The organism is Streptomyces sp. NPDC020884, assembly GCF_044333935.1.
Classification (GTDB): Bacteria; Actinomycetota; Actinomycetes; order Streptomycetales; family Streptomycetaceae; genus Streptomyces.
In genome coordinates this window covers 445848-466660 of record NZ_JBIRRY010000001.1, presented here as the reverse complement: position 1 = coordinate 466660, position 20813 = coordinate 445848, and the positions used below count along the sequence as shown (strand labels likewise).

General features: G+C 73.0%; 18 protein-coding genes. 7 read left to right on the top strand and 11 right to left on the bottom strand.

The annotated features are described in order from the left end of the window. Positions 1–118: 118 nt before the first annotated feature. Both ACH4UK_RS02130 and ACH4UK_RS02125 read left to right on the top strand, forming a co-directional pair. The gene (locus ACH4UK_RS02130; protein WP_398354914.1) at positions 119–2248 is read left to right on the top strand and encodes an ATP-binding protein; all 2130 of its coding nucleotides are present in this window, start codon (positions 119–121) and stop codon (positions 2246–2248) included. Positions 2249–2422: 174 nt separating this feature from the next. Continuing rightward, the gene (locus ACH4UK_RS02125) at positions 2423–3127 is read left to right on the top strand and encodes a DUF2470 domain-containing protein (RefSeq protein ID WP_398354166.1); all 705 of its coding nucleotides are present in this window, start codon (positions 2423–2425) and stop codon (positions 3125–3127) included. A gap of 23 nt (positions 3128–3150) precedes the next feature. On the opposite strand, the gene ACH4UK_RS02120 is transcribed toward ACH4UK_RS02125, so the two are convergent. From ACH4UK_RS02120 to ACH4UK_RS02110, 3 genes are read right to left on the bottom strand one after another with little or no spacing between them, the layout of a single operon-like run. After that, positions 3151–3876, bottom strand: coding sequence for a TetR/AcrR family transcriptional regulator (locus ACH4UK_RS02120; protein WP_398354165.1), 726 nt, complete (start codon positions 3874–3876; stop codon positions 3151–3153). A gap of 35 nt (positions 3877–3911) precedes the next feature. Beyond that, the gene (locus ACH4UK_RS02115; RefSeq protein ID WP_398354164.1) at positions 3912–4994 is read right to left on the bottom strand and encodes a PDR/VanB family oxidoreductase; all 1083 of its coding nucleotides are present in this window, start codon (positions 4992–4994) and stop codon (positions 3912–3914) included. 3 nt (positions 4995–4997) lie between these two features. Beyond that, complete coding sequence (locus tag ACH4UK_RS02110) at positions 4998–5939, bottom strand: metal-dependent hydrolase (RefSeq protein WP_398354163.1); 942 nt, start codon at positions 5937–5939, stop codon at positions 4998–5000. 90 nt (positions 5940–6029) lie between these two features. Between ACH4UK_RS02110 and ACH4UK_RS02105 the strand changes: the two genes are divergently transcribed. Continuing rightward, on the top strand, positions 6030–6782 hold the full coding sequence (locus ACH4UK_RS02105; protein ID WP_398354162.1) for a class I SAM-dependent methyltransferase: 753 nt from the start codon (positions 6030–6032) through the stop codon (positions 6780–6782). Between the two features lie 27 nt (positions 6783–6809). Then, positions 6810–7295 (top strand): hypothetical protein, encoded by a 486-nt coding sequence (locus ACH4UK_RS02100; protein WP_398354161.1) that lies wholly within the window; start codon positions 6810–6812, stop codon positions 7293–7295. 33 nt (positions 7296–7328) lie between these two features. Here the strand turns inward: ACH4UK_RS02100 and ACH4UK_RS02095 are convergent, their stop codons facing one another. Further along, the gene (locus tag ACH4UK_RS02095) at positions 7329–8861 is read right to left on the bottom strand and encodes a DUF1996 domain-containing protein (RefSeq protein WP_398354160.1); all 1533 of its coding nucleotides are present in this window, start codon (positions 8859–8861) and stop codon (positions 7329–7331) included. A 121-nt stretch (positions 8862–8982) separates the two neighbouring features. After that, positions 8983–9525 (bottom strand): carboxymuconolactone decarboxylase family protein, encoded by a 543-nt coding sequence (locus tag ACH4UK_RS02090; protein WP_398354159.1) that lies wholly within the window; start codon positions 9523–9525, stop codon positions 8983–8985. A 74-nt stretch (positions 9526–9599) separates the two neighbouring features. Here ACH4UK_RS02090 and ACH4UK_RS02085 point away from each other — a divergent pair, with 74 nt between their 5' ends. Beyond that, the gene (locus ACH4UK_RS02085; protein ID WP_398354158.1) at positions 9600–10094 is read left to right on the top strand and encodes a MarR family winged helix-turn-helix transcriptional regulator; all 495 of its coding nucleotides are present in this window, start codon (positions 9600–9602) and stop codon (positions 10092–10094) included. A gap of 51 nt (positions 10095–10145) precedes the next feature. Here the strand turns inward: ACH4UK_RS02085 and ACH4UK_RS02080 are convergent, their stop codons facing one another. Both ACH4UK_RS02080 and ACH4UK_RS02075 read right to left on the bottom strand, forming a co-directional pair. Beyond that, complete coding sequence (locus ACH4UK_RS02080) at positions 10146–10793, bottom strand: LuxR C-terminal-related transcriptional regulator (RefSeq protein WP_398354157.1); 648 nt, start codon at positions 10791–10793, stop codon at positions 10146–10148. Further along, the gene (locus ACH4UK_RS02075) at positions 10778–12046 is read right to left on the bottom strand and encodes a sensor histidine kinase (RefSeq protein WP_398354156.1); all 1269 of its coding nucleotides are present in this window, start codon (positions 12044–12046) and stop codon (positions 10778–10780) included. Before ACH4UK_RS02075 ends, ACH4UK_RS02080 begins: the two co-directional genes overlap by 16 nt. 243 nt (positions 12047–12289) lie before the next feature. On the opposite strand from ACH4UK_RS02075, the gene ACH4UK_RS02070 reads away from it, so the two are divergent. Beyond that, entirely contained in the window at positions 12290–14443 is a 2154-nt protein-coding gene (locus ACH4UK_RS02070; RefSeq protein WP_398354155.1) for an MMPL family transporter, read from the top strand. 79 nt (positions 14444–14522) lie between these two features. Here ACH4UK_RS02070 and ACH4UK_RS02065 read toward each other — a convergent pair whose 3' ends face one another. The 4 genes from ACH4UK_RS02065 to ACH4UK_RS02050 all read right to left on the bottom strand — a co-directional run bounded on the left by ACH4UK_RS02065 (position 14523) and on the right by ACH4UK_RS02050 (position 19392). After that, positions 14523–15182 carry a winged helix-turn-helix domain-containing protein gene (locus ACH4UK_RS02065; RefSeq protein WP_398354154.1) on the bottom strand — a complete coding sequence of 220 codons (660 nt, stop codon included), beginning with the start codon at positions 15180–15182 and terminating at the stop codon, positions 14523–14525. A 395-nt stretch (positions 15183–15577) separates the two neighbouring features. Then, complete coding sequence (gene glnII / locus ACH4UK_RS02060; RefSeq protein WP_398354153.1) at positions 15578–16612, bottom strand: glutamine synthetase; 1035 nt, start codon at positions 16610–16612, stop codon at positions 15578–15580. A 117-nt stretch (positions 16613–16729) separates the two neighbouring features. Then, entirely contained in the window at positions 16730–17869 is a 1140-nt protein-coding gene (locus ACH4UK_RS02055; protein WP_398354152.1) for an ARPP-2 domain-containing protein, read from the bottom strand. Next, the gene (locus tag ACH4UK_RS02050) at positions 17866–19392 is read right to left on the bottom strand and encodes a hypothetical protein (RefSeq protein WP_398354151.1); all 1527 of its coding nucleotides are present in this window, start codon (positions 19390–19392) and stop codon (positions 17866–17868) included. The genes ACH4UK_RS02055 and ACH4UK_RS02050 overlap by 4 nt, the downstream gene beginning before the upstream one ends. Positions 19393–19868: 476 nt before the next feature. Here ACH4UK_RS02050 and ACH4UK_RS02045 point away from each other — a divergent pair, with 476 nt between their 5' ends. Next, positions 19869–20813, top strand: coding sequence for a Gfo/Idh/MocA family protein (locus ACH4UK_RS02045; protein ID WP_398354150.1), 945 nt, complete (start codon positions 19869–19871; stop codon positions 20811–20813).

Sequence of the window (20813 nt, the reverse complement as noted above, 5' to 3'; positions counted from 1 at the left end):
ACCGGGCCGGCCGCGTTCTCCCCGTCGGGGGAGGCCCGGCCGGCCCGGTGCGCGCGGCAGGAGCCCCACCCGGGGCGGTCGGCTCGCCGGCGCCCCCTGCCCCAGCGTGCGGACGGTGATGATGACCAAGGTGGGATACCTTCCCGACGAGACGAGCAGCTTCGTCGGGAGGCGGGCCGAACTGGCCCGGCTGCACACCGCGTTGGCCACCCGGCGGATGACCACCCTGATCGGCCCCGGCGGCGTCGGCAAGACCCGGCTGGCCGTCCGGGCCGCCCGCGCCGCCGCCGACCGCTACCCGGACGGCGCCTGGTGGGCCGACCTCTCCCCGCTCTACGACGACGGGCTGCTGCTCCCCACGGTCTCCGACGCGGTCGGACTCGCCGACCACACCCTGCGGATGCCCGTCGAGGCGCTCTGCGAATGGCTCGGCGACAAACACCTCCTGCTGGTCCTCGACTCGGCCGAACACCTCCGGGGCCCCTGCTCCCACCTGCTGGCCGAGATCCTCACCACCTCGAGCGGCCTGACCGTCCTGGTCACCAGCAGGCAGCCGCTCGGCACCCGCGGCGAGTACGTCGTCGAGGTGCCGCCGCTCCCGGTCGACGGCGCGCCCGACGCCCTCCAGCTCTTCGCCGACCGGCTGCGCGCGGCCGACCCGCGGGCCGGCCTCGACGCGCCCGGGGACGAGGCCGCCGCCACCGAGATCTGCCGCCGCCTCGAAGGCATCCCGCTCGCCATCGAACTGGCCGCCGCGGGCATCGGCCGGCACAGCGTGGCCCAGCTCGCCACCCGGATCGGCACCCGCTTCGACGCGCAGGGCGCCGGCCTCGGCGTGGGCGGCATCGGCGCGGGCGGTCCGGGCGTGGGCTTCCGGGCGTCGGACACGGCCCGCCTCGACCTCCTCGCCGACGAGAGGGTGTGGCCCCGCCGCCACCGCACCCTGCGCACCGCCATCGGCTGGTCCCACGAGCTGTGCACCCCGCTGGAGCGCCTCCTGTGGGCCCGCCTCACCCCGCTGCGGGCCGACTTCGACGAGGAGGTCGCCCGCGAGGTCTGCGCCGGCGGCCCGCTCACCGCGGACGAGGTGGACCGGGCGCTCCAGGGCCTCGTCGCCCAGTCCGTCGTCCAGCGCGACGGCGACCGCTACCGCATGCTCGACACCCTGCGGGAGTACGGCCGGATGTGGCTCACCGAGCTGGGCGAGACCCGCGCCGCCGCCGACCGGCACGCGAGAAGCTTCCTCGGCCTCGCCCGCCGCGCCCACGACGGCTGGACGGGACCCGACCAGGTGTCCTGGTACCACAAGGTGTCCGACACCCATCTGGACCTGTGCGCCGCACTGGAGCACCTGCTCGTCCACGACGTCGTCGGGGCACAGGAGATGGCGGGCCGCGTCGGCTTCTTCTGGGCCTGCTGCGGCCACCTCTCCGAGGCCCGGAGCTACGCGCAGCGCGCCCTGGACGCGGGCCCGGTCGACGGCCCCCACCGGACCGGGCTGCACTGGGTCTTCGGCGTCGCGGCGCTGCTCCAGGGCGACTTCGCGACCGCCGAGAAGTACGGTGCGCTCTGTACGGCCACCGCCCTGTACGAGCGGGACGACGAGGGCATGCTCGGCGCGGCCTACCTCTCGGGCCTCACCCAGCTGATGACCGGGGAGCCGGCGGCGGCCCTGGAGGCGGCCGACCGGGTCCTGCGGATGACCGAGAGCGTCCCGGCGGGCTCGGCCCACCGGCTGCGCTGCCACCTCATCACCGTCTTCGCGCTCACCGCGCTCGGCCGGCTCACCGAGTCCGAGGCGGCGGCCACCGCGCTGCGCCGGGCCTGCGAGCGCGGCGGCGAATTCTGGACCCGCTCCTACGCGGACTACCAACTCGCCCTGATCGCCCTGTTCCAGGGCCGCCCGGCGGCCTCCGCCGCGCACGCCCGCTCCATGCTCGCGGGCAAGCACCGGCTGCGCGACAGCTTCGGCATCGCGCTGGGCCTGGACATCCTGGCCGCCGCCATCGCCGCCCAGGGCGCGGGCGCGCAGGCCGCCCGGGTCTACGGCACCGGACACGCGTACTGGCGCATGGTCGGCCACCCCCAGCGCGGCACGCCCGAGCTGGGTCCGGTCCGCGAGACCTGCGAGCTCCAGGCGCGGGCGGCCGTCGGCGACGAGGCGTACCAGCGCGCCTTCGAGCGCGGCCAGTCGGACAACGCGGAGGTCGGCCTCGCCGCCGCGCTGCGCACCGAACTCCAGCTCTGAGCCGTCCGTCCCGTCCCCGGACCCACGGCCCCGGTGCACGCCCCGGAGGGCCGGCCGGGGCCCGTCAGATCACCGCCCTCCAGCCCCGCACTATCCGCGCACGGGTCATGTGGGTAAGGTTAGGCATACCTAAGTAGCTGCTTGGGTTCCGTCGACCCCTCCTGGAGAACTCGGATGCGTCTCTCCCGCCCCCGCGCCACGCAGCCGACCCGCGCCGAGCGCGTCCGGTCGATCCTGACCGTCGCCCACTCCATGACCGTGGTCAGCGACGGACTGCACACCGAAGTCCGCCGCCTCGACGGCACGGGCGCGATGGGCCACATCCACCTGCACGCCCCCGACAACGGCAGCCACGCCCCGAGCGCCGAACGCGTTCCGGCCCGGCTCGAGTTCACGGACGTCGCTCCCACCCCCGTACGCGACCGGCTGCGCGCCCGCGTCACGGTCACCGGGCTGCTGGCCGCCCCGTACAGCACCGACACCGGGCAGAGCACCTGCATGGAGTTCGGGCAGGCCGTCCTGGAGGACGCCGAGGGGCGCACGTTCGTCACCCTGGAGGAGCTGGAGGAGGCGGAGATCGACCCGATCGCCGCGTGCGAGGCGGGCATGCTCACCCACCTCGTGGACGACCACGCCGAGCTCGTCCCGCTGCTCCTGCGCCTCGTCCACCCCCGCCCGGAGCGCGGCATGACCCGGGCCGTGCCGCTGGCCCTGGACCGCTTCGGTGTGACCCTGCGGCTCGAGTACCCCAGCAGCCACGAGGACGTCCGGCTGCCGTTCCCCCGCCCGGTCACCGAGATCGACCAGGCGGGCCCGCAGATCCACGCCCTGCTGGCCGCAGCCCGCCGGGTCTCCCACCGCAACGGCCTGCCGGCCTGACCCGGCCCGGCGCCCGGCCGCCCTCAGAGCGGCCGGCGCTGCGCGGGCACGGCGGGCACGTCCGGGGCGAACGCGGCGAGCCGCGCCAGCAGCTCCCCGAACGGGCCGTCCGCCGGTTCCTGGGACAGCACCCGCAGCACGATGCCCGCCATCTCCTGGTCGTAGGCGGCGCTGACCGCGGCGAGCGCCGCGAAGTCGTGCACCAGCTGCATCTCCAGCTCGGCGCGCGGGATGCGCCGCCCGTCCAGCCAGATCAGCGCCGTCGACTCGGCGAGCGAGACCCAGGAGCGGACCACCAGCTCCAGCCGGGCGGGCGGTTCACTCACCCCCAGGTGCGTGATGATCTGCTCGTACGCGGCCTGCCGGACCCCGTCGATCATGGCGTTCGCCTTCGACGAGCCGACCGCCGGCCCGCCGCGCATCAGCGCCGAGAAGCCGGGGCCGTGCTCGTCGACGAAGTCGAAGAACCGCCCCATCACCCGCAGCAGCCGCGTCCCCAGAGGCCCTTCCAGCGGCTCCAGGAAGCGGGCCGCCAGCTCGTCCGCGGCCCGCCGCAGCGCCGCCTCGTACAGGCTCTGCTTTCCGGGGAAGTAGTGGTAGACCAGCGGACGGGAGATCCCCGCGGCCGCGGCGATCTCGTCGATCGACACATCCTCGGGCGAGCGGCGGCTGAACAAGTCCAGCGCGACGCCGATCAGTTGCTGCCTGCGCTCGTCGACGCCCATCCTGCGCCGCACCCCGGTTGTCATGCGAACAGCCTATCCGGGGCGCGCACCATGGCGGTCTACAGATCCAGGACGAGACGCCCGCCCCGGCACCGCGAGACGCAGATCAGCATCGAGTCGCCCCGCTCGTCGTCGGTCAGCAGCTCGTCCCGGTGGTCGATCTCGCCCTCCAGGACCCGCTGTTGGCAGGTCCCGCAGAAGCCCTGCTCGCAGGAGTACGCGATATGGGGCAGCTCCGCGCGGACGGCGGCGAGCACCGACTGCCCGGCGGCGACCGGCACCGTGCGCCCGCTGCGCCGCAGTTCCACCTCGAACGCCCCGGCGCCGGGGCCCGCCGCGTCCCCCGTCGCGGCCGAGAACCGCTCCAGGTGCAGGGTGCATCCCTCGGGGAGCGCGGCCCCGACGGCGTCCATCAGCGGCTCGGGGCCGCAGCACAGGACCGCGGTTCCGGGGGCGAGGCCGGCCAGCGCCGCCGCGACGTCCGGGTGCCCCGCCTCGTCCTGGGCGACGACCGTGACCCGGTCCCCGTCCGCGCCGAGCTGTTCGATCTCCTCCAGGAACGGCATGGAGGCCCGCGACCGGCCCCCGTACAGCAGGCGCCACTCGGCCCCCGACGCGGCCAGCGACCGCAGCATCGGCAGGACTGGGGTGATCCCGATGCCGCCGACGACGAAGACATAGGCCGGGGCGTCGGCCAGCGGGAACCGGTTGCGCGGCCCGCGCACCTCGATCTCCAGCCCCTCCCGGAGCTGTTCGTGCACCTCGCGCGAACCGCCCCGGCCGTCCTCCACCAGCCGGGTCGCCACCGTGTACGCACCGGTGTCCTGCGGGTCGCCGCACAGCGAGTACTGCCGCACCAGACCGGACGGCAGCACCAGATCCAGATGGGCGCCCGGTGTCCAGCGCGGCAGCCCGGCGCCCTCCAGCCGGAGCTGCACGACGCCGTCGGCGACCACGGTCCGCCCGGTGATCAGCAGCCGGCGGACCGCCGTCGCCCGTCGCCGGGAGTGGCCCGATATCGGCTCGGGAAGGGCGGGCAGCGGCCACAGCGGTGACCGGGCGATCCGGCGTTTCAGGGCCCGCCGGGTGAGCAGGGCGGCGCCGGAGACGAGCACGACGGTACGCAGACGGGGCAGGGCCATGGGTCAGGACCCTCCCGTCGTGGCGGTCGTGGCGGTCGTGGCGGTCGTGGCGGTCGTGGCGGTCTCGGCGGCGAGCGCGGCGGGGGAGCGGGTGAGGTAGTCGACGGCCTGGGCCGTACTGCCCTCCTGCGAGGGGTGGTACGACCGGCTGAGATAGCTGGGGACGGACCGCAGGATCGCGCCCGTGCTGGGCAGCGTGCCCTGCCTGCCGCTCGTGTGGAACGCCTTGAACGACGCCTTGCCGTCCAGCAGCGTGGGGTCGTTCTCCATGAAGAAGCGGGTGCCGCGCTGCCACAGGAACACCAGCGCGGAGAACGCCACCGCCCAGGTGCGCACCCGCCGCCGGTAGCCGCCGTCCACGTGCAGGAAGACGTCGAAGGCCACCGACCGGTGCTCCACCTCCTCCGCCCCGTGCCAGCGCAGCAGGTCGAGCATGGTGGGGTCCGCGCCCCGCCGGTCCAGCGCCTCGGCGTTGAGGATCCAGTCGCCGAGGAACGCGGTGTAGTGCTCGATCGCCGCGATCGTCGCCACGCGCTCCATCAGCCACCACTTCGACGCCCGCCCCGGCGGCAGGGTCCGGTCCCCGAGCAGCTTCTCGAAGAGCCAGTCGACCTGCGCGGTGTACGGGGTCGGGTCGAGGCCCAACTCCCGCAGATGCGGCAGCACATCGTCATGGGCCTGCGAGTGCACGGCCTCCTGCCCGATGAACCCGATCACGTCCTCGCGGAGCCGGTCGTCGTGGATGTACGGGAGGATCTGCCGGTACACATGGATGAACCAGCGTTCCCCGGCCGGGAGCAGCAGGTGGAGCACATTGATCGTGTGGGTGGTGAACGGGTCGCCCGGCACCCAGTGCAGAGGGGTCTTCTCCCAGGCGAAGGACACCTTGCGGGCCTTGAGGGGCGTCCGCTCCGACGCGACCGCCGCTGGCTGCGTGTTAGACATGGTGTCAATGTACTGACGGGTATGCGGGGGGACCAGAGGCGTGCAGAGATTTCCGCGCCGTTCCGTGAGGCCCGCGCGATGATGGCCGGTATGACGAAACCTGTGCAGGGCCGGTCCTTCGACGCGATCGCCGCCGCGTACGACGCGCACCGCCCCAGCTACCCGCCCGCCCTGTTCGACGCCGTCGAGGACCTGGCCGGACTGCCGCTCGCCGGAGCCCGGGTCGCGGACGTCGGGGCGGGCACCGGCCTCGGTACGGCACGGCTGTACGAACGCGGGGCCCGGATCATCGCGGTGGAGCCGGGCGACGGGATGGCCGAGCAGTTCCGCCGGAGCCTGCCGGACGTCCCCCTGGTCCGGGGCGACGGGAACGCCCTGCCGCTGCGGACCGGCTCCATGGACCTGATCACCTACGCCCAGGCCTGGCACTGGACCGACCCCGCCCGCTCGATCCCCGAGGCCCGCCGGGTGCTGCGGCCGGGCGGGGCGCTCGCCCTGTGGTGGAACGACGGCGATCCGTCCGTGGAGTGGCTCCTGGACCAGGAGCGGCGGCTGCGGGCCTTCTTCGGGGCGGAGATCCCCGCCGTCCCGTCCCACCGGGCCCGCTTCCGGGCCGAGCTGCCCGACGGGCTCGACTTCCGCACCCGGCAGGTGGCGTGGAGCCGCCGTGTGCCCCTGGACGTCCATCTCGCCAACATGGCCACCCACTCCGACTTCCTGATCGGCGATCCGGCGGAGGTGCGCGACTACTTCGACCGCGAACGGGCCCTGCTGACCGCCCTGTTCCCGGACGGCGAGGTCGAGGAGGCCTATCTCGTGAGTCTTGCCGTAGCCCACCCCTGAGCCCGGATCCGGGTGCAGGATGGGCCGATGGCGACACAACCGGAATGGCGAGGCGCACCCCGCGGCGGGGCCGTCGCGGTCGTCCTGGCGGGGCTTCTGCTCCTGGCCGGGTGCAGCACGGAACCGACCGCCGACGGCGGCCGGAAGCGGCCCACACCGCCGCCGGCCGCGACGGGCACGCTGGAACAGCTGGCGAAGAAGGCCGGCTGCGACCCGAACGTGGGGACCGAGGCGGCCGAGCTCCGACAGGCCAACTGCAAGACGGACGAGGGCCGTTACGTGCTGACCACCTTCGCCACCGACCGCGGGCAGCGGGAGTGGATCAACGAGGCCAAGGACTACGGCGGCTCGTACCTCGTCGGACGGCAGTGGGTGGCCTCCGGCGATCCGGACGTGGTCGCGGCGCTGCGCGGCCGGCTCGGGGGGACGGTGGAGACCGCCTCGCCTCACCACTCGGGGGAAAGTGGCGGAGGGGGGAGCGAGGACGGGCACTCCGGTCACCACGGGAGCTGACCGCGCAGGTACACGGGGGCCGCGCGCGCCGCGTCAGCGGCAGCGGCGGCCGTCGTTGATGCACCGCACCAGCTTGTTCATCAGCCGGTCGTCGAAGACGTTGATGAAGTCCCCGTGATCGGTGATCGGCTTGTGCAGCTGCTCGGGGAAGGAGTCGACGGCGAAGCCGGGCCCCGGCGGTACGTCGTAGACGATGCGCTGCACCAGCTGCGGCACCGCCCGGAACCCGTTCGGGCACCGCCCGTCGTCCTGGGCGAAGGCCACATGGGTGCGGTGGTTGGCGCTGTCGGTGTTCTGCCCGTCCCAGCAGTTCTGGAAGGCGAACGTACGCACCACCTGGCTGCCCTCGGGGCAGATCGGGTACTTGTCCGCCAACTGGCGGTCCTCGAATCCGGTGCAGCTCCACGAGGCGTTGGCGTTGGCGTCGCCGTTGGTGAACGCCTTCGCGTCCCCGGTGATGATCCGCAGGAAGCGCGGCATCGCGGTGACCCGGCCGACGGGCGAGCCGACGAACTTCAGCGTCACCTGGGACGGGGTCTGGATCTCCCCGATGTTCTGGTCCCGGCCGCCGCCGTCGGCGTCCACGTCGTTCTCGTCCTGCCCGTTCTGCAGGCGCAGGACGGGCCAGTAGTAGGTCGACCGGTCGCCCTGGTTGCGGCAGGTGGTCGCGCCGTCCGCCAGATCGTCGTCGCTCGCGAAGGCGTCGTTGGCCTGATTGCCGATGTAATCGTGCATATGGTGCGCGCCGTTGCTCACGCCGGGTGCGGCGATGACGTTGTCCGGGTTGAACTTCCCGTTCTCATTACGGCCGCAGTCGGTGGTGAAGGTGCCCCGGGACGCGCCGCGGCGCTGACGGGGGCGGTCGGCGTTGGGCTGGACGGACTGGATATCGACGAAGTCGGCGGCCTCGGGCCCGTTGCCGCCCTGGCCCTGCCCGGGATCCTCGCCCTGCCCCGGGTCCTGCCCGGGACCCTCGCCCTGGCCTTCGTTCTGGCCCTGGTTCCGGCCCTGGTCCTGGCCTTGGCCGTCGTCCTGACCGCCGTCGCCGCTGCCGCCGTCACCGTCATTGCCGTCACCGTTTCCGGGGCGGTTGCCGTCGGCGCGCAGGCTGCACCCGGCGAGGCTCTCCAGCCCCGTCGGCCGCTCACCCACGCGTCCGATCGCGATGCCGATCCGGTCGAGGCTCGCCGTCCGCCTGCTGCGCAACGGGCCGAGGACGGCGTTCTCCGCCAGCCCCGGATCCTGGGCGATCTCTTCCTTCCGGTCCGCGAACTGCCGGTAGGCGTCGGTGATCTGGGTATCCATCGCCGCGAGTTCGCGGTCGACCTCCCCGCGTGCCTCGTCCGGCACCTCGGGCAGCCCGTTCACGGCTTCGGGACAGTCGATGGTGGACATCTGACGGCCGGCGTTCTGCGTCCGGGTGGGCGGAGAACCGGACGGTCCTTCTCCCGCGGAGGCGTAGACATTGACCGCGACCAGCCCACCTCCCCCCAGGATGAGGGCCGCGGAGGCGGCGATGGCCCGGTTCGCCAGGGTGGAACGTTTCTTGCGCGATGTGCGTCGCATGGGACTCCTCTGCTTCGAGGGAGAAGCGTGACGTCCCATACGCGCGGGCCCGGCGACCCGTTCAGCCCTCCGGCCGATTCGTGGGAAGCTCCAGCCGGAAAGCGGCCCGAACCCCCAACTCTCAGGCGAAGGCGGCCAATGGGGCGTCCACCGGCGCTCCGGTGAGCCGGTTGGCCAGGGTCGACAGGGTGTACGCGCCGATGCCCAGGACCACTTCGAGGGCGTTCTGTTCGGTGTAGCCGTACGCCAGGAAGTCCGCCAGGACCGCATCGTCCACCGCGCCCGCCGAGGCGAGCACCGCCAGTGTGAACCGCCTTACGGCTTCCAGGCGTTCGTCCGGCAGCGGGGGCCCTGTGCGGTCGCGCAGGGCCGCGATGAGCGCCGGGTCGGCGTCCAGGGCGGTGAGCTTCGCGGTGTGCATCGCGACGCAGAGGTGACACTCGTTGCGGGTGGCCGTCGTCATGATCAGGACCTCGCGGGAGAGCGGGTCCAGGGTGCAGGCCTCGAAGATCGCGCTGATCTTCAGGAAGCCGTCCAGGGCGTGCGGCGAGGCGGCCAGTCGGGCGATGGCGACCGGCCGGTATCCCAGCCGCTCCGTCACCGCCTCCATGGCGCGCCGTGAACCGGGCGGGGCGGACTCGGGGGTGAGATCGGGGAAGGGCATGACGGACCTCTCGTGACAGGGGCAGGAACAGGGGCAGGGGCTGGCAGGAGGAGGAAGCCGATAGGATCGACAACATGGTTGACGAAAAAAAGGTAAATCAGGTTGTCGATTCTGGCAAGGGCTTCGAGCTGCCCCTGCTCCTCTTCGCGGGCTTCCGCTCGATCATCGACGCCCTGCACCGGGACCTGGCCGAGCACGGGCACCCCGAGACCCGGCCCGCGTACGGCTTCGCCCTCCAGGCGGTGGGGCGCGACGGCGCGGCCATCAGCGAGATCGGGCGGCGGCTCGGGGTCTCCAAGCAGGCCGCGGGGAAGACCGTCGAGAAGCTGGAGGCGCTCGGTTACGTGGAGCGCGCCCCGGACCCCGCCGACGGCCGGCGCACCCTGATCCACCTCGCCCCGCACGGCGTCGACCTGCTGGCCCGGTCCGCCGGGGGCTTCGACCGGCTGCGGGCGGAATGGGCCCGGACGCTCGGCGAGGAGCGGCTGGCCGCCCTGGAGAGGGACCTGCGCACGATGGCCCCCCACGGCGCGTTCCGGCTGGACGCGGCGGGCTGGTTCACCGGCTGAGCGGAGCCCCGGCCCGCACGCTCGGCGCGGGCCGGCCGGCGGCGGCCGGGATCAGCCGTGGTCCAGATATGCCAGTACCGCCAGCACCCGGCGGTTGTCGTCGTCGGACGGGGGCAGATCGAGCTTTCCGAAGATGTTCGACGTGTGCTTGGCCACCGCCCGCTCCGTGATCACCATCTGCGAGGCGATGGCGGCGTTCGAGCGGCCCTGGGCCACCAGCTCCATCACCTCCCGCTCGCGCGGGGTGAGACCGCCCATCGGCTTGTCCTGCGAACGGCGCGACAGGAGCTGGGAGATGACCTGCGGGTCCATCGCCGTGCCGCCCGCCGCCACCCGCCGTACCGCGTCGATGAACTGGTCCGCGTCGAAGACCCGGTCCTTCAGCAGGTAGCCGATGCCGCCGTTGCCGTCCGCCAGCAACTCCCGTGCGTACAGCTGCTCCACGTGCTGCGAGAGCACCAGCACCGGAAGCCCCGGCCGGTCCCGCCGGGCGGCCAGGGCGCACTGCAGGCCCTCGTCCGTCTGGGACGGCGGGAGCCGGACGTCGACGACGGCGATGTCCGGCTTCAGCTCGGCCAGTGCCCGGGTCAGCTCGGGCCCGGTCTCCACGGCCGCGGCGATCTCGAAGTCGTACGCCTCCAGCATGCGCACCAGGCCGTCGCGCAACAGAAAGAGATCTTCGGCTAGGACAACTCGCAAGGAATCTCCATGGTCACCATGGTGGGACCGCCTGCGGGACTGCTGACGGCCAGTACGCCGTCGAATGTACCCAGTCGCCGTTCGATTCCGCTCAGCCCCGAGCCCGAACCGACCGCCGCACCGCCCTTGCCGTCGTCCGTCACGGAGACCCGGAGCATCCCCTCCGCATGGTGCATGTCCACATAGATCCGCTCGGCCTGCGCGTGCTTCACCGCGTTCGTCAGGGCCTCGCTGACCGCGAAGTACGCCGCCGACTCCACCGGCGCGTCCGCCCGCCCCGGCAGCTCCACCGTCACCTCGGAGGCGACCGGCAGCCGCAGGACCAGCGCCTTGACCGCGTCGCCCAGGCCCCGCTCCGCGAGGACCGGCGGGTGGATCCCCCGGACCAGGTCGCGCAGTTCGGTGAGGGCCTCCGCCGAGGACTCCCGGGCCATCGCCAGCATCTTCCTCGCCTGTGCCGGGTCCTTCTCGATGAGCGCCTCGATCGTGCCCAGGTTCATCCCCATCGCGACCAGCCGGGCCTGCGCCCCGTCGTGCAGGTCCCGCTCGATGCGGCGCAGCTCGGAGGCGGCGGTGTCCACCGCCTCGTGCCGGGTCTCGGTCAGCCGCTCGACGCGCCGCGCCAGCTCCTGGTCCTGGGTGGGAGCCAGCAGCGTACGGGCGAGCACGAAGTGCAGCCGCAGCAGCGGCCTGCTCGCCCACAGTCCGACATGGAAGAGCGTGATCCCCAGCGCCAGCGCGGCGAGCCCGGTCAGCTGGCTGTCCACCGGCACGAACCCGTACCAGTACGCGTCGTCGCGGAACACGCGCCACAGGCCCGCCGCCAGGACGAGCCCCTCGACCGGATAGATCATCAGCCCCGCCGCCAGGAACGCCACCACCGTGCCGGCCGTCATGTCGACCAGCAGCCACTGCAGATCCCGCCAGGTCGCCGGGTCCTTCAGCATCAGCGTGGTGCGCTCCACCTGACCGATGACGCCCGGCCGCAGATCCTTGGGGAACGGCCGGTACGGGACCGGAATCCGCACGTCCGACCAGGTCACCGCCCACAGCCGGCGCTGGTTGGCGTGCTTGCGCACCGCCTCCAGCACCACCGGGGTGGTGAACACGCCGATGCCCAGCAGGATGAAGGCGATCGAGACCACCGCGAGGACGAACAGGGTGATGGACCCCGCCAGGCCGGCCACCGACAGGAACAGGCCGCGCCCAGCCGCCAGCGCCGATGGCCGTAGCCGTTCCGAGAACACCTTCATCGTGGTCCCTCTCCCCTCAGGAGCCGGGCTGGTTCCCGGTCCGGGGACCAGTCTCGCCCGGGACGGCCCTGCCGGGTCAGCCGGTCCGCCACCCGGAGGGGGTGTACCTGGCACCACCCTCGCGCCCTCCCCCTACCCCTCCGCGACCGGGGGCTTCGACGGCTGGGGCGCAACACGTCCCGTTCCTAGATTCGAAGCGTCCCGAAGCACTTACCCGACGTTTACCTCTGGGGGAGAAACCGTATGAGGCGCAACCTCGCCGCACGCATCGGCGTGTGGAGCACACACCACCGCAAGACAGCCGTATTCGGCTGGCTGCTCTTCGTCGTGCTCGCCGCGGGCATCGGCGGGGCCACCGGCATGGTGGAGATGACCAACGCGGAGAACGGCGCCGGCGAGTCCGCCCGCGCCGAGCAGATCCTCCTCGACGCCGGTCTCGACAAGCCCGCCGGCGAACTGGTCATGGTCTCCGCCCCCACCGCGGGCGACTGGAAGCCGGCCGCCGACGCCCTCGCCGACGCCGTGGAGAAGACCGGCGAGACCCGGAACATCGCCCCGCCCGTCGCCTCCCAGGACGGCAAGGACGCCCTGATCACCTTTGACATGAAGGGCGAGGCCGCCACCTCCTCCGACCGGATCCAGCCCGTCCTGGACGCGGTCGCCGCCGTGGGAGCGGACCACCCGGACACCGAGATCCACCAGTTCGGCGAGGCCAGCGCGGGCAAGTGGCTCGGCGACCTGCTGGCCGAGGACTTCAAGAAGGCCGAGTTCACCGCCGTACCGCTGGCCCTCGGCATCCTCCTCGTCGCCTTCGGCGCGGTGGTCGCCGCCCTGCTCCCGGTCGGGCTCGCCCTCACCGCGTGCATGGCCGCCTTCGGTCTCCTCTCGATCGCCAGCCACCAGCTGCACCTGTTCCAGACCACGTACTCGGTGATGTTCCTGATGGGCTTCGCCGTCGGCGTCGACTACTGCCTCTTCTACCTGCGCCGCGAACGCGACGAACGCGCTGCCGGACGCGACGCCGAGACCGCTTTGCGCATCGCGGCGGCCACCAGCGGCCGGGCCGTCCTCGTCTCCGGCCTCACCGTGATGGTCGCGATGGGCGGCATGTTCCTCTCCGGGCTCCTGCTGTTCAAGGGCTTCGCCCTGGCCACGATCATCGTCGTGTTCATCGCCATGCTCGGCTCGGTCACCGTCCTGCCCGCCCTGCTCTCCTGGCTGGGCGACCGGATCGACGCGGGCCGCATCCCGCTGCTGAACCGCCGCGCCAAGCACGGCCACTCCGGCAGCGGCCGCATTGTCGGCCGGGTACTGGGCCCCGTCCTCGCCCGGCCCCGCACCTTCGCCGTCGCCGCCGTCGTCCTGCTGCTCGCCCTCGCCGCACCCGCCCTCGGCATGAAGACCGAATCCCTCGGCCTGGAGAAGCAGTTCGGCTCCGACTCGCAGCTCTCCATCGCCCACACCCGGATCACCGACCGCTTCCCCGGCGGCCCCGCCCCGGCTCTCGTCGTGGTGACCGCGCCGGACATCACCGCCCCGGAGGTCGCCAAGGCCCTCGACGGCTTCGAGGGTGTCACCGTCCACCGGGCCGAGAACGTCGCCGAGATCGAGATCCCCCTCCCGGGGGGCACCGCCGACCTCACCGAACTGCGCGAGAAGAAGCTGCCCGCCGCGTTCGACGGCACCGGGGCCGACACCCACGTCACCGGCGAGACCGCGGGCTCCGTCGACTTCAACGATCAGCTCCGGCGCGGCATCCTCCCGGTCTTCGCCTTCATCACCGCGGTCACCTTCCTGCTGATGCTCTTCTGCTTCCGCAGCTACGTCATCGCCGTGACGTCCATCGTCCTCAACCTGTTCTCGGTGGCCGCCGCCTACGGCGTGATGACCGCCGTCTTCCAGCACGGCTGGGGCGCCTCGCTCATCGGCTCGGAGGGGGTCGGCGCGATCGAGGCGTGGATGCCGCTGTTCGTCCTCGTCGTCCTGTTCGGCCTGTCCATGGACTACCACGTCTTCGTCGTCTCCCGGATCCGCGAGGCCCGCGGCGGCGGACTCGACAACCGGGCCGCGATCGAGACCGGCATCCGCCGCACGGCCGGAGCGGTCACCGGAGCGGCGGCCATCATGGTCGCGGTGTTCGCCGTGTTCGGGACGCTGTCCATGCAGGACATGCAGCAGATGGGCGTCGGCCTCGCCGTCGCGGTGCTGCTGGACGCCACCGTCGTACGGATGGTGCTGCTGCCCTCGGTGATGCTGCTGCTCGGCGAGCGCAACTGGCGTACCCCGCGCGGACTCTCGAGGCTGCCGAGCCTGGAGGACGAGAGCCACGACGGGTACGGCGAGCCGGCCGGGCCGGTGAGGACGCCAGCCCCGGCCGCCGCGGCACAGCAGGTCTGAGAAACCCGGACGGCCCCGGACCACGGTGAGGAGGAACCGTGGTCCGGGGCCCCCGCCGTTCCGTGGCGGAACCGGCCCGTCAGGGCGTGTACTTGTACCCGACGCGGCGGACCGTCTGGATCGAACGGCGGTACTCCGCACCGAGCTTGCGGCGCAGCCGGGCGACATGGACGTCGACGGTGCGCCCGTCGCCCACGTGCCCGTAGCCCCACACCGTCGTCACCAACTGGTCGCGGGTGTGCACCCGGTGCGGGTGCGCCACCAGATGGGCCAGCAGCTCGAACTCCAGATACGTGAGGTCGAGGGCCACGCCGTCGACCGCCGCCGTACGCCGGGTGGCGTCGATCCGGACCGGACCGGCGGACGCCCCCTCGGAGGCGGCAGCCTCGGCCGCCGGCTGCTGGGGGAACAGCGCGCCGCCCGGCCGGTGCTGGGAGGCGGCCACGGCCCCCGCGAGCGCCGGCTGCTGGTCGGCCGGGACCAGCACCAGGTAACCGATCATCGGCGGCTGGCCGGGCAGGGCGGGCAAGGTGTGCGGCGGGGCGGGCAGCCAGGTGGCCCCGGGCGGGAGGAAGCCGGCCACGTCGGGCGGGCCGGCCACCTCGTCACGGTCGACCGCGCGCAGCCGGTGCCGGTTCGGATGGGCGGGAAGGGAGCGGGCGGTGGGGTGGGCCGCAGCGGGCGCCGGGGACGCCGCGGTGGCGGCGGACGCGGCGGAGAAAGTACGGGTGTTCGCCATGAGGGGTCAGCTCTTTCGCGCGAGGAGTCGTCAGGGACGGACTTGCGTCGTGCGCGCGGACCGAAGGCCGGGGTGAGCGGCTTTAGTGGGCCTGCGCGTTCCACGCGCGGCAACACACCCGGTCGAAATCATGGTGCTGACGGGAAGGCCAGAACGGCTCGAGGTCGCTGCGACCCGACGCGATGTACTGGAAGCTGGCCATGCGCCCATTGAAGCAGACATTGCGGCGGTGCATCAGACTCCTCTCACCCGTCGATACGGACCCTTTGCGTTACGTTCCTCACTCCGCGCCGGCGCACGCCGGAAAGCGCGCCCCATGACGTCGCGGCGCGGGGGCGGAAACACGCCGAAAGGCCCGCCGGAAACCGGCGGGCCCTTTGTGCGCGGTGTCGGGATCAGACCTGGTCGGCCTTCTCCAGCGCGGTGCAGCAGGTGTCGACGATCAGCCGCGTGACGACGTACGGGTCGACGTTGGCGTTGGGGCGACGGTCCTCGATGTAGCCCTTCCGGTCCTGCTCGACCTGCCAGGGGATACGGACCGAGGCACCGCGGTCGGAGACGCCGTAGGTGTACTCGTTCCACGGGGCCGTCTCGTGCAGACCGGTGAGCCGGTCGTCGATGCCCGCGCCGTAGTTCTTGACGTGGTCCAGCGGCTTGGAGCCCTCGCCCAGCGACTCGCACGCGGTGATGATCGCGTCGTAGCCCTCGCGCATCGCCCGGGTGGAGAAGTTGGTGTGCGCGCCCGCGCCGTTCCAGTCGCCCTTGACCGGCTTCGGGTCCAGGGTGGCCGAGACGTTGAAGTCCTCGGCGGTCCGGTAGAGCAGCCAACGGGCGACCCACAGCTGGTCGGAGACCTCCAGCGGGGACAGCGGGCCCACCTGGAACTCCCACTGGCCGGGCATGACCTCGGCGTTGATGCCGGAGATGCCGAGCCCCGCCGCCAGGCAGTTGTCGAGGTGCTTCTCCACGATCTCGCGGCCGAAGATCTCGTCCGCGCCGACGCCGCAGTAATAGCCGCCCTGCGCGGCCGGGAAGCCGCCCTCGGGGAAGCCGAGCGGCCGGTGGCCGTCGAAGAAGGTGTACTCCTGCTCGATGCCGAAGATCGGGGCCTGGCCCGCGAACTGCTCGGCGAGCGGACGCAGCGCGGCACGGGTGTTGGACGCGTGCGGCGTCATGTCGATGTCGAAGACCTCGCACAGGACGAGGATGTCGTCGCCGCCGCGGATCGGGTCCGGACAGGTGAACACGGGCTTCAGCACCCGGTCGGATGCGTGACCCTCGGCCTGGTTGGTGCTGGAGCCGTCGAACCCCCAGATGGGCAGATCCGCCACGGCCCCCGACGGCGCGCCGTCCATGATCTTCGTCTTGGAGCGCAGCTTGGCGGTCGGCTCGGTGCCGTCTATCCAGATGTACTCAGCCTTGAACGTCACGGACGCCATCCTTTGCGGGTGCAGCGGTCTATGCCGCGCAGCTTGGCAAGACGCGATTTCCCGTCCGTTGCCCGGATGTGAACCCCGTGTTACCGAGGTTTCCTGTGAGGTGACCGCTCAGACATTGCCCTTGAGGAGCGCCGAGAACCCGGCCGCCCGCATCCGGCGCACCAGCTCCTCCCGGCTCGACCCCAGCGCGGCGGCCGCCCGGTCCAGCTGCCAGTCGGCCCCGGCCACGGTGCGCAACAGATGGCCCCGGCGGATCTGGGCGTCCGAGAGCCGGAACGTCTTGAGATAGGCGACCCGCCCCTTGTGGTCGGTGATCGTCTCCCCGATGTGCTGCCCGCCGGTGTCCCGGACGAACGGCGGCAGGAAACGCCACAGGGTGAAGGACTTCATCCGGTACACCTGGTCGAACGCGTACGAGGAGTCCAGCAGTTCCCGCGCGAACAGGGTGTCGTGCGCCTCCTCCCACACCCGCTCCTGGGCCCGCGCGGCCGCCCGCAGCTCACCGAGGTCACGGATGTGCTCCTCGCCCCCGATCCGCACCGGGGTCTGCGGCACCGGCGCCCCGTACAGCGCGTACTGGTGCACCAGCTCCCCGTAGAGGTCCTCCACCAGCGAGGCGTGCAGAAGCCGGTAGTCGTCCGGATGCGGGACGACGAAGGCGGCGGCGAGCGCGTCGGCGACGTACACCATCACCCCGCACTGCCCCGGGTGGATCTCGAAGATCCGCAGCGCGTCCGCGAGCCCGCGCACCGACCGCCCGAGGTAGGCGTCCTCGGCGCGCGGCGAGAGTCCGTCGCGCAGGGCCGTGCGCGACCACTCCTCCCAGGCGGTCGAAGGACCGCCGAAGTGCAGCGCGAGATACCCCTCCAGCGCCAGGTGCAACGGCAGGAACCGCAGCCGGTCGCCCGGCCGCCGCTTGGCCAGCCGGTGGTGCGGCACCGGCGGCAGCGGCATGGCCCGGGGCGCGCCGCCCCCGCCGAACTGGGTCCCGTACGCGGCCGACTGCCGGCCCGCCTCCGGGGCCGGGCCGTCCTCGCCCGACCAGTCGGCGACCAGGCCGTGCGGAATGTACGAGACGTAGTGCGCCCGGGGCCCGAGCTCGACGATCCCCGCGCCGAGCCCCCCGTACACCTCGCGGTGCAGCCGCAGCCCCTCCACCGGGGCCTCGCGGACCAGCGGGACGAGGCGGACGCCGCCCCACACCTGCGCGGGCCGGGCGGTGAGCCCGGTCAGCTCCAGCCGGTTCACGCGACCACCCCTTCCGCCGCGTCCTCGTCGGCTGTCCCGCCCGCGCGTCGGCCGTCCGGTGCGCCTGCTCCGGTGAACCGGGCCACACGCCGGTCCAGATACGCGTACAGCTCCGCCGGCCCCGTGCGCCCCTCCGCGAACCGGGCGATCTCCACCAGCGCGGGCAGATCCTCCGCGTCCCGGATCCCGGCCGTCGCCACCCCCGCCGCCAGCCGCCGCACGTCGAAACCCTCCGCGTCGTATACGGGGTTGACGTGCACCACCGACGTCCGCCGCTCCGGATCCAGCCGCCGCCGCCACACCCGCAGCACCTCGCCCGCCAGCCCCGCCGGGGCGTTGTCCCAGCCGTCCGAGACGATCACCAGCCGGTCCGGGGCCGCCCCGCCCGCGCCCGGCTCCAGCGCGTCCAGGATCCGCATCCCCAGCGGGGTCGGCCCCCACGGGCGTACGAGCAGGGCGTCGCCCGCGCCCGAGGTCCACAGCCCCCGGTACGCGCCGGGCGCGGCGAGCGCCTCCAGCAGATGGTGGCAGGCCAGCGCCACGGCGAGCGGCCGCCGCCGCTTCTGCCCCGACCCGGACGAGGAGAAGCTGTCGTCCAGCACCGCGTGCACCCGCCCCCAGCTCCCCGCGTGCCCGCCCGCCGCCCGGCGGGCCGCCGCGCGCAGGGCGCCGGTCAGCTCGGCACGGCGCTCGGCACGCTGCTCGAAGCCGAGCGAGAGCACGTACAGGGCGAGCCGGGTCAGCGGCATCACGGTCAGATCGATATCCGGCCGCCGGTCGCCCGTGGCCCGCTGCTCCTGGGTGCGCAGCCGCTCCAGCCGGGTCATCCGGGGCGCGGCCCGCTTCAGGAACACCTCGCGCTTCATCCCGTGCTTGGCGGCGAACCCCTCCGCGACGCTGAACGGCAGCTCGGCCACGGCCCCCTGCTCGTAGTGGGCGCGCCGCCAGGCGTCGAGCATCCCGTGCTCGTAACGCGGCGACCGGCCGGGCCGGAACAGGAACTCCCCGACCTCCGCGAGCGGTGCGGCCCCCTCGGGGCAGGGCAGATGGATGTGCCGGGCGACGGTCTTCAGCCCGGCCCGGTACTTCACGGCGTCATGGCCGAGGTCCGGCCGGGCAGCCAGCCAGTCCCGGATGATCGCGCGCGTCCGCCGGTTGTTGACACCGGCCCGGCGCAGCTCGCCGAAGAGCCGGTAGACACGCGGCGGCGGCAGCAGCGGCAGCCGGGCGGCGATCAGCCTCCCCTCGGTGCGCCGCTCCTCGGGGCTCGCCTCGCCCGCGGTCTCCAGCAGCCGGCGCACGATGAGCGCCGCGTTGTGGTGGTTGATGTCCAGGGCCAGCGAAGCCGCGTACACCCGGCGGTAGTTGACCCGTACGTAGGTGTGCAGGAAGTCCAGGGACAGCTGCTGGTCGGCGGCGCCCGAGCGGAACTCACGCTGTCCGGTCGCGGTGATCGCCGCATTCACGAAGAGCAGGACGTCCTCGGCGGCGACGAGGTCGGCGAAGGTCTCGGACGCGCTCATGGTCTTCCCCCGGTAGAGACAGAGGCCGGCCGGGGAATGGAGGCGCGAACAACGAAATCATCGCTTCACAGGCACGTCTCGGGAGTCGCGCCGGAGTCCCGCGGCCGGCCCCGGAAACGTAACGGGGAAGGACCGCTCGGCGCCACCGCATTCGGGAGCCCGACGGCATCGAGCTATCGAGCTGTCCCGCTATCGAGCTTTCCCGCTTTCCCGCTTTCGCGCTCGACTGCGCCGGCCTGCCTTGTTCGGGCGGAAACGCTGGCCTGCCGTGTTCGAGGGCGGAAACGCTGGCCTGCCGTGTTCGAGGGCGGAAACGCCGACGCGCCTTGTCCGGACGACGGCGCAGACTCTCCCTGTCTGTCCGGGCGACAGCGCAGACTCTCTCTGTCCGGGCGACGGCGCAGACCCTCCTGTCCGGACGACGGACGCCTCGCCCCCCCCGGACAACCGGCCGGCGCACCCGGCACACTGGCCTCATGGACTCAGCTGCCGGCAACACCGCCCCCCTGCGCATCGGCCTCCTCGGCACCGGCCCCTGGGCGCGGAACACCCAGGCCCCCGCGCTCGCCGCGCACCCCGGCGTCGAGCTGAGCGGGGTGTGGGGCCGTCGGGCCGAGGCGGCGGACGCCCTCGCCGCCGCCCACGGGACCCGCGCGTACACCGGCGAGGAGGGCATCGACGCGCTCCTGGCGGCGAGCGACGCGGTGGCCTTCGCGCTGCCGCCGGACGTCCAGGCCCCGCTCGCGGTCCGGGCGGCGGAAGCGGGCTGCCACCTCCTGATGGACAAGCCGGTCGCCACGACGGTCGCCGGGGCCCGCGCGGTGGCGGAGGCGGCGGAGAAGTCGGGCGTGGCATCGGTCGTCTTCTGCACGCTGCGATTCGCGCCCGAGACCTCCGCGTGGATCGCCGAACAGGCGGCGGTGGACGGCTGGTTCACCGCTCGCGCCCAGTGGCTGGGCTCGCTCTACGCCGAGGGTTCGACCAGCGAGTACGCGGACTCCCCGTGGCGGCGCGAGAAGGGCGGCCTGTGGGACGTCGGCCCGCACGCGCTGTCCGTGCTGATCCCGGTCCTGGGCGACGTCGAGCACCTGACCGCCGCCCGGGGCCCGGCCGACACCACGCACCTGATCCTGCGGCACACCTCCGGCGCGTCCAGCACGGTGACGCTCGGGCTGAGCGCCCCGCCCGGCGCGGCGGGCGTCGAGATCGAGTTCCGGGGCGAGCGGGGCACGGCGTCGATCCCCGGCTGGGCCGGCGCGGAGACCGCGTTCCGGGGCGCGGTGGACGCCCTGGCCGAAGCGGTACGCACGGGGGTGCCGCACGCCTGCGACGCGCGCTTCGGCCTGCACCTGACGGAGCTGCTGGTGACGGCGGAGACCCAGGTGCAGACGCAGACGGAGACGGAGACGCAGGCGGGTTGA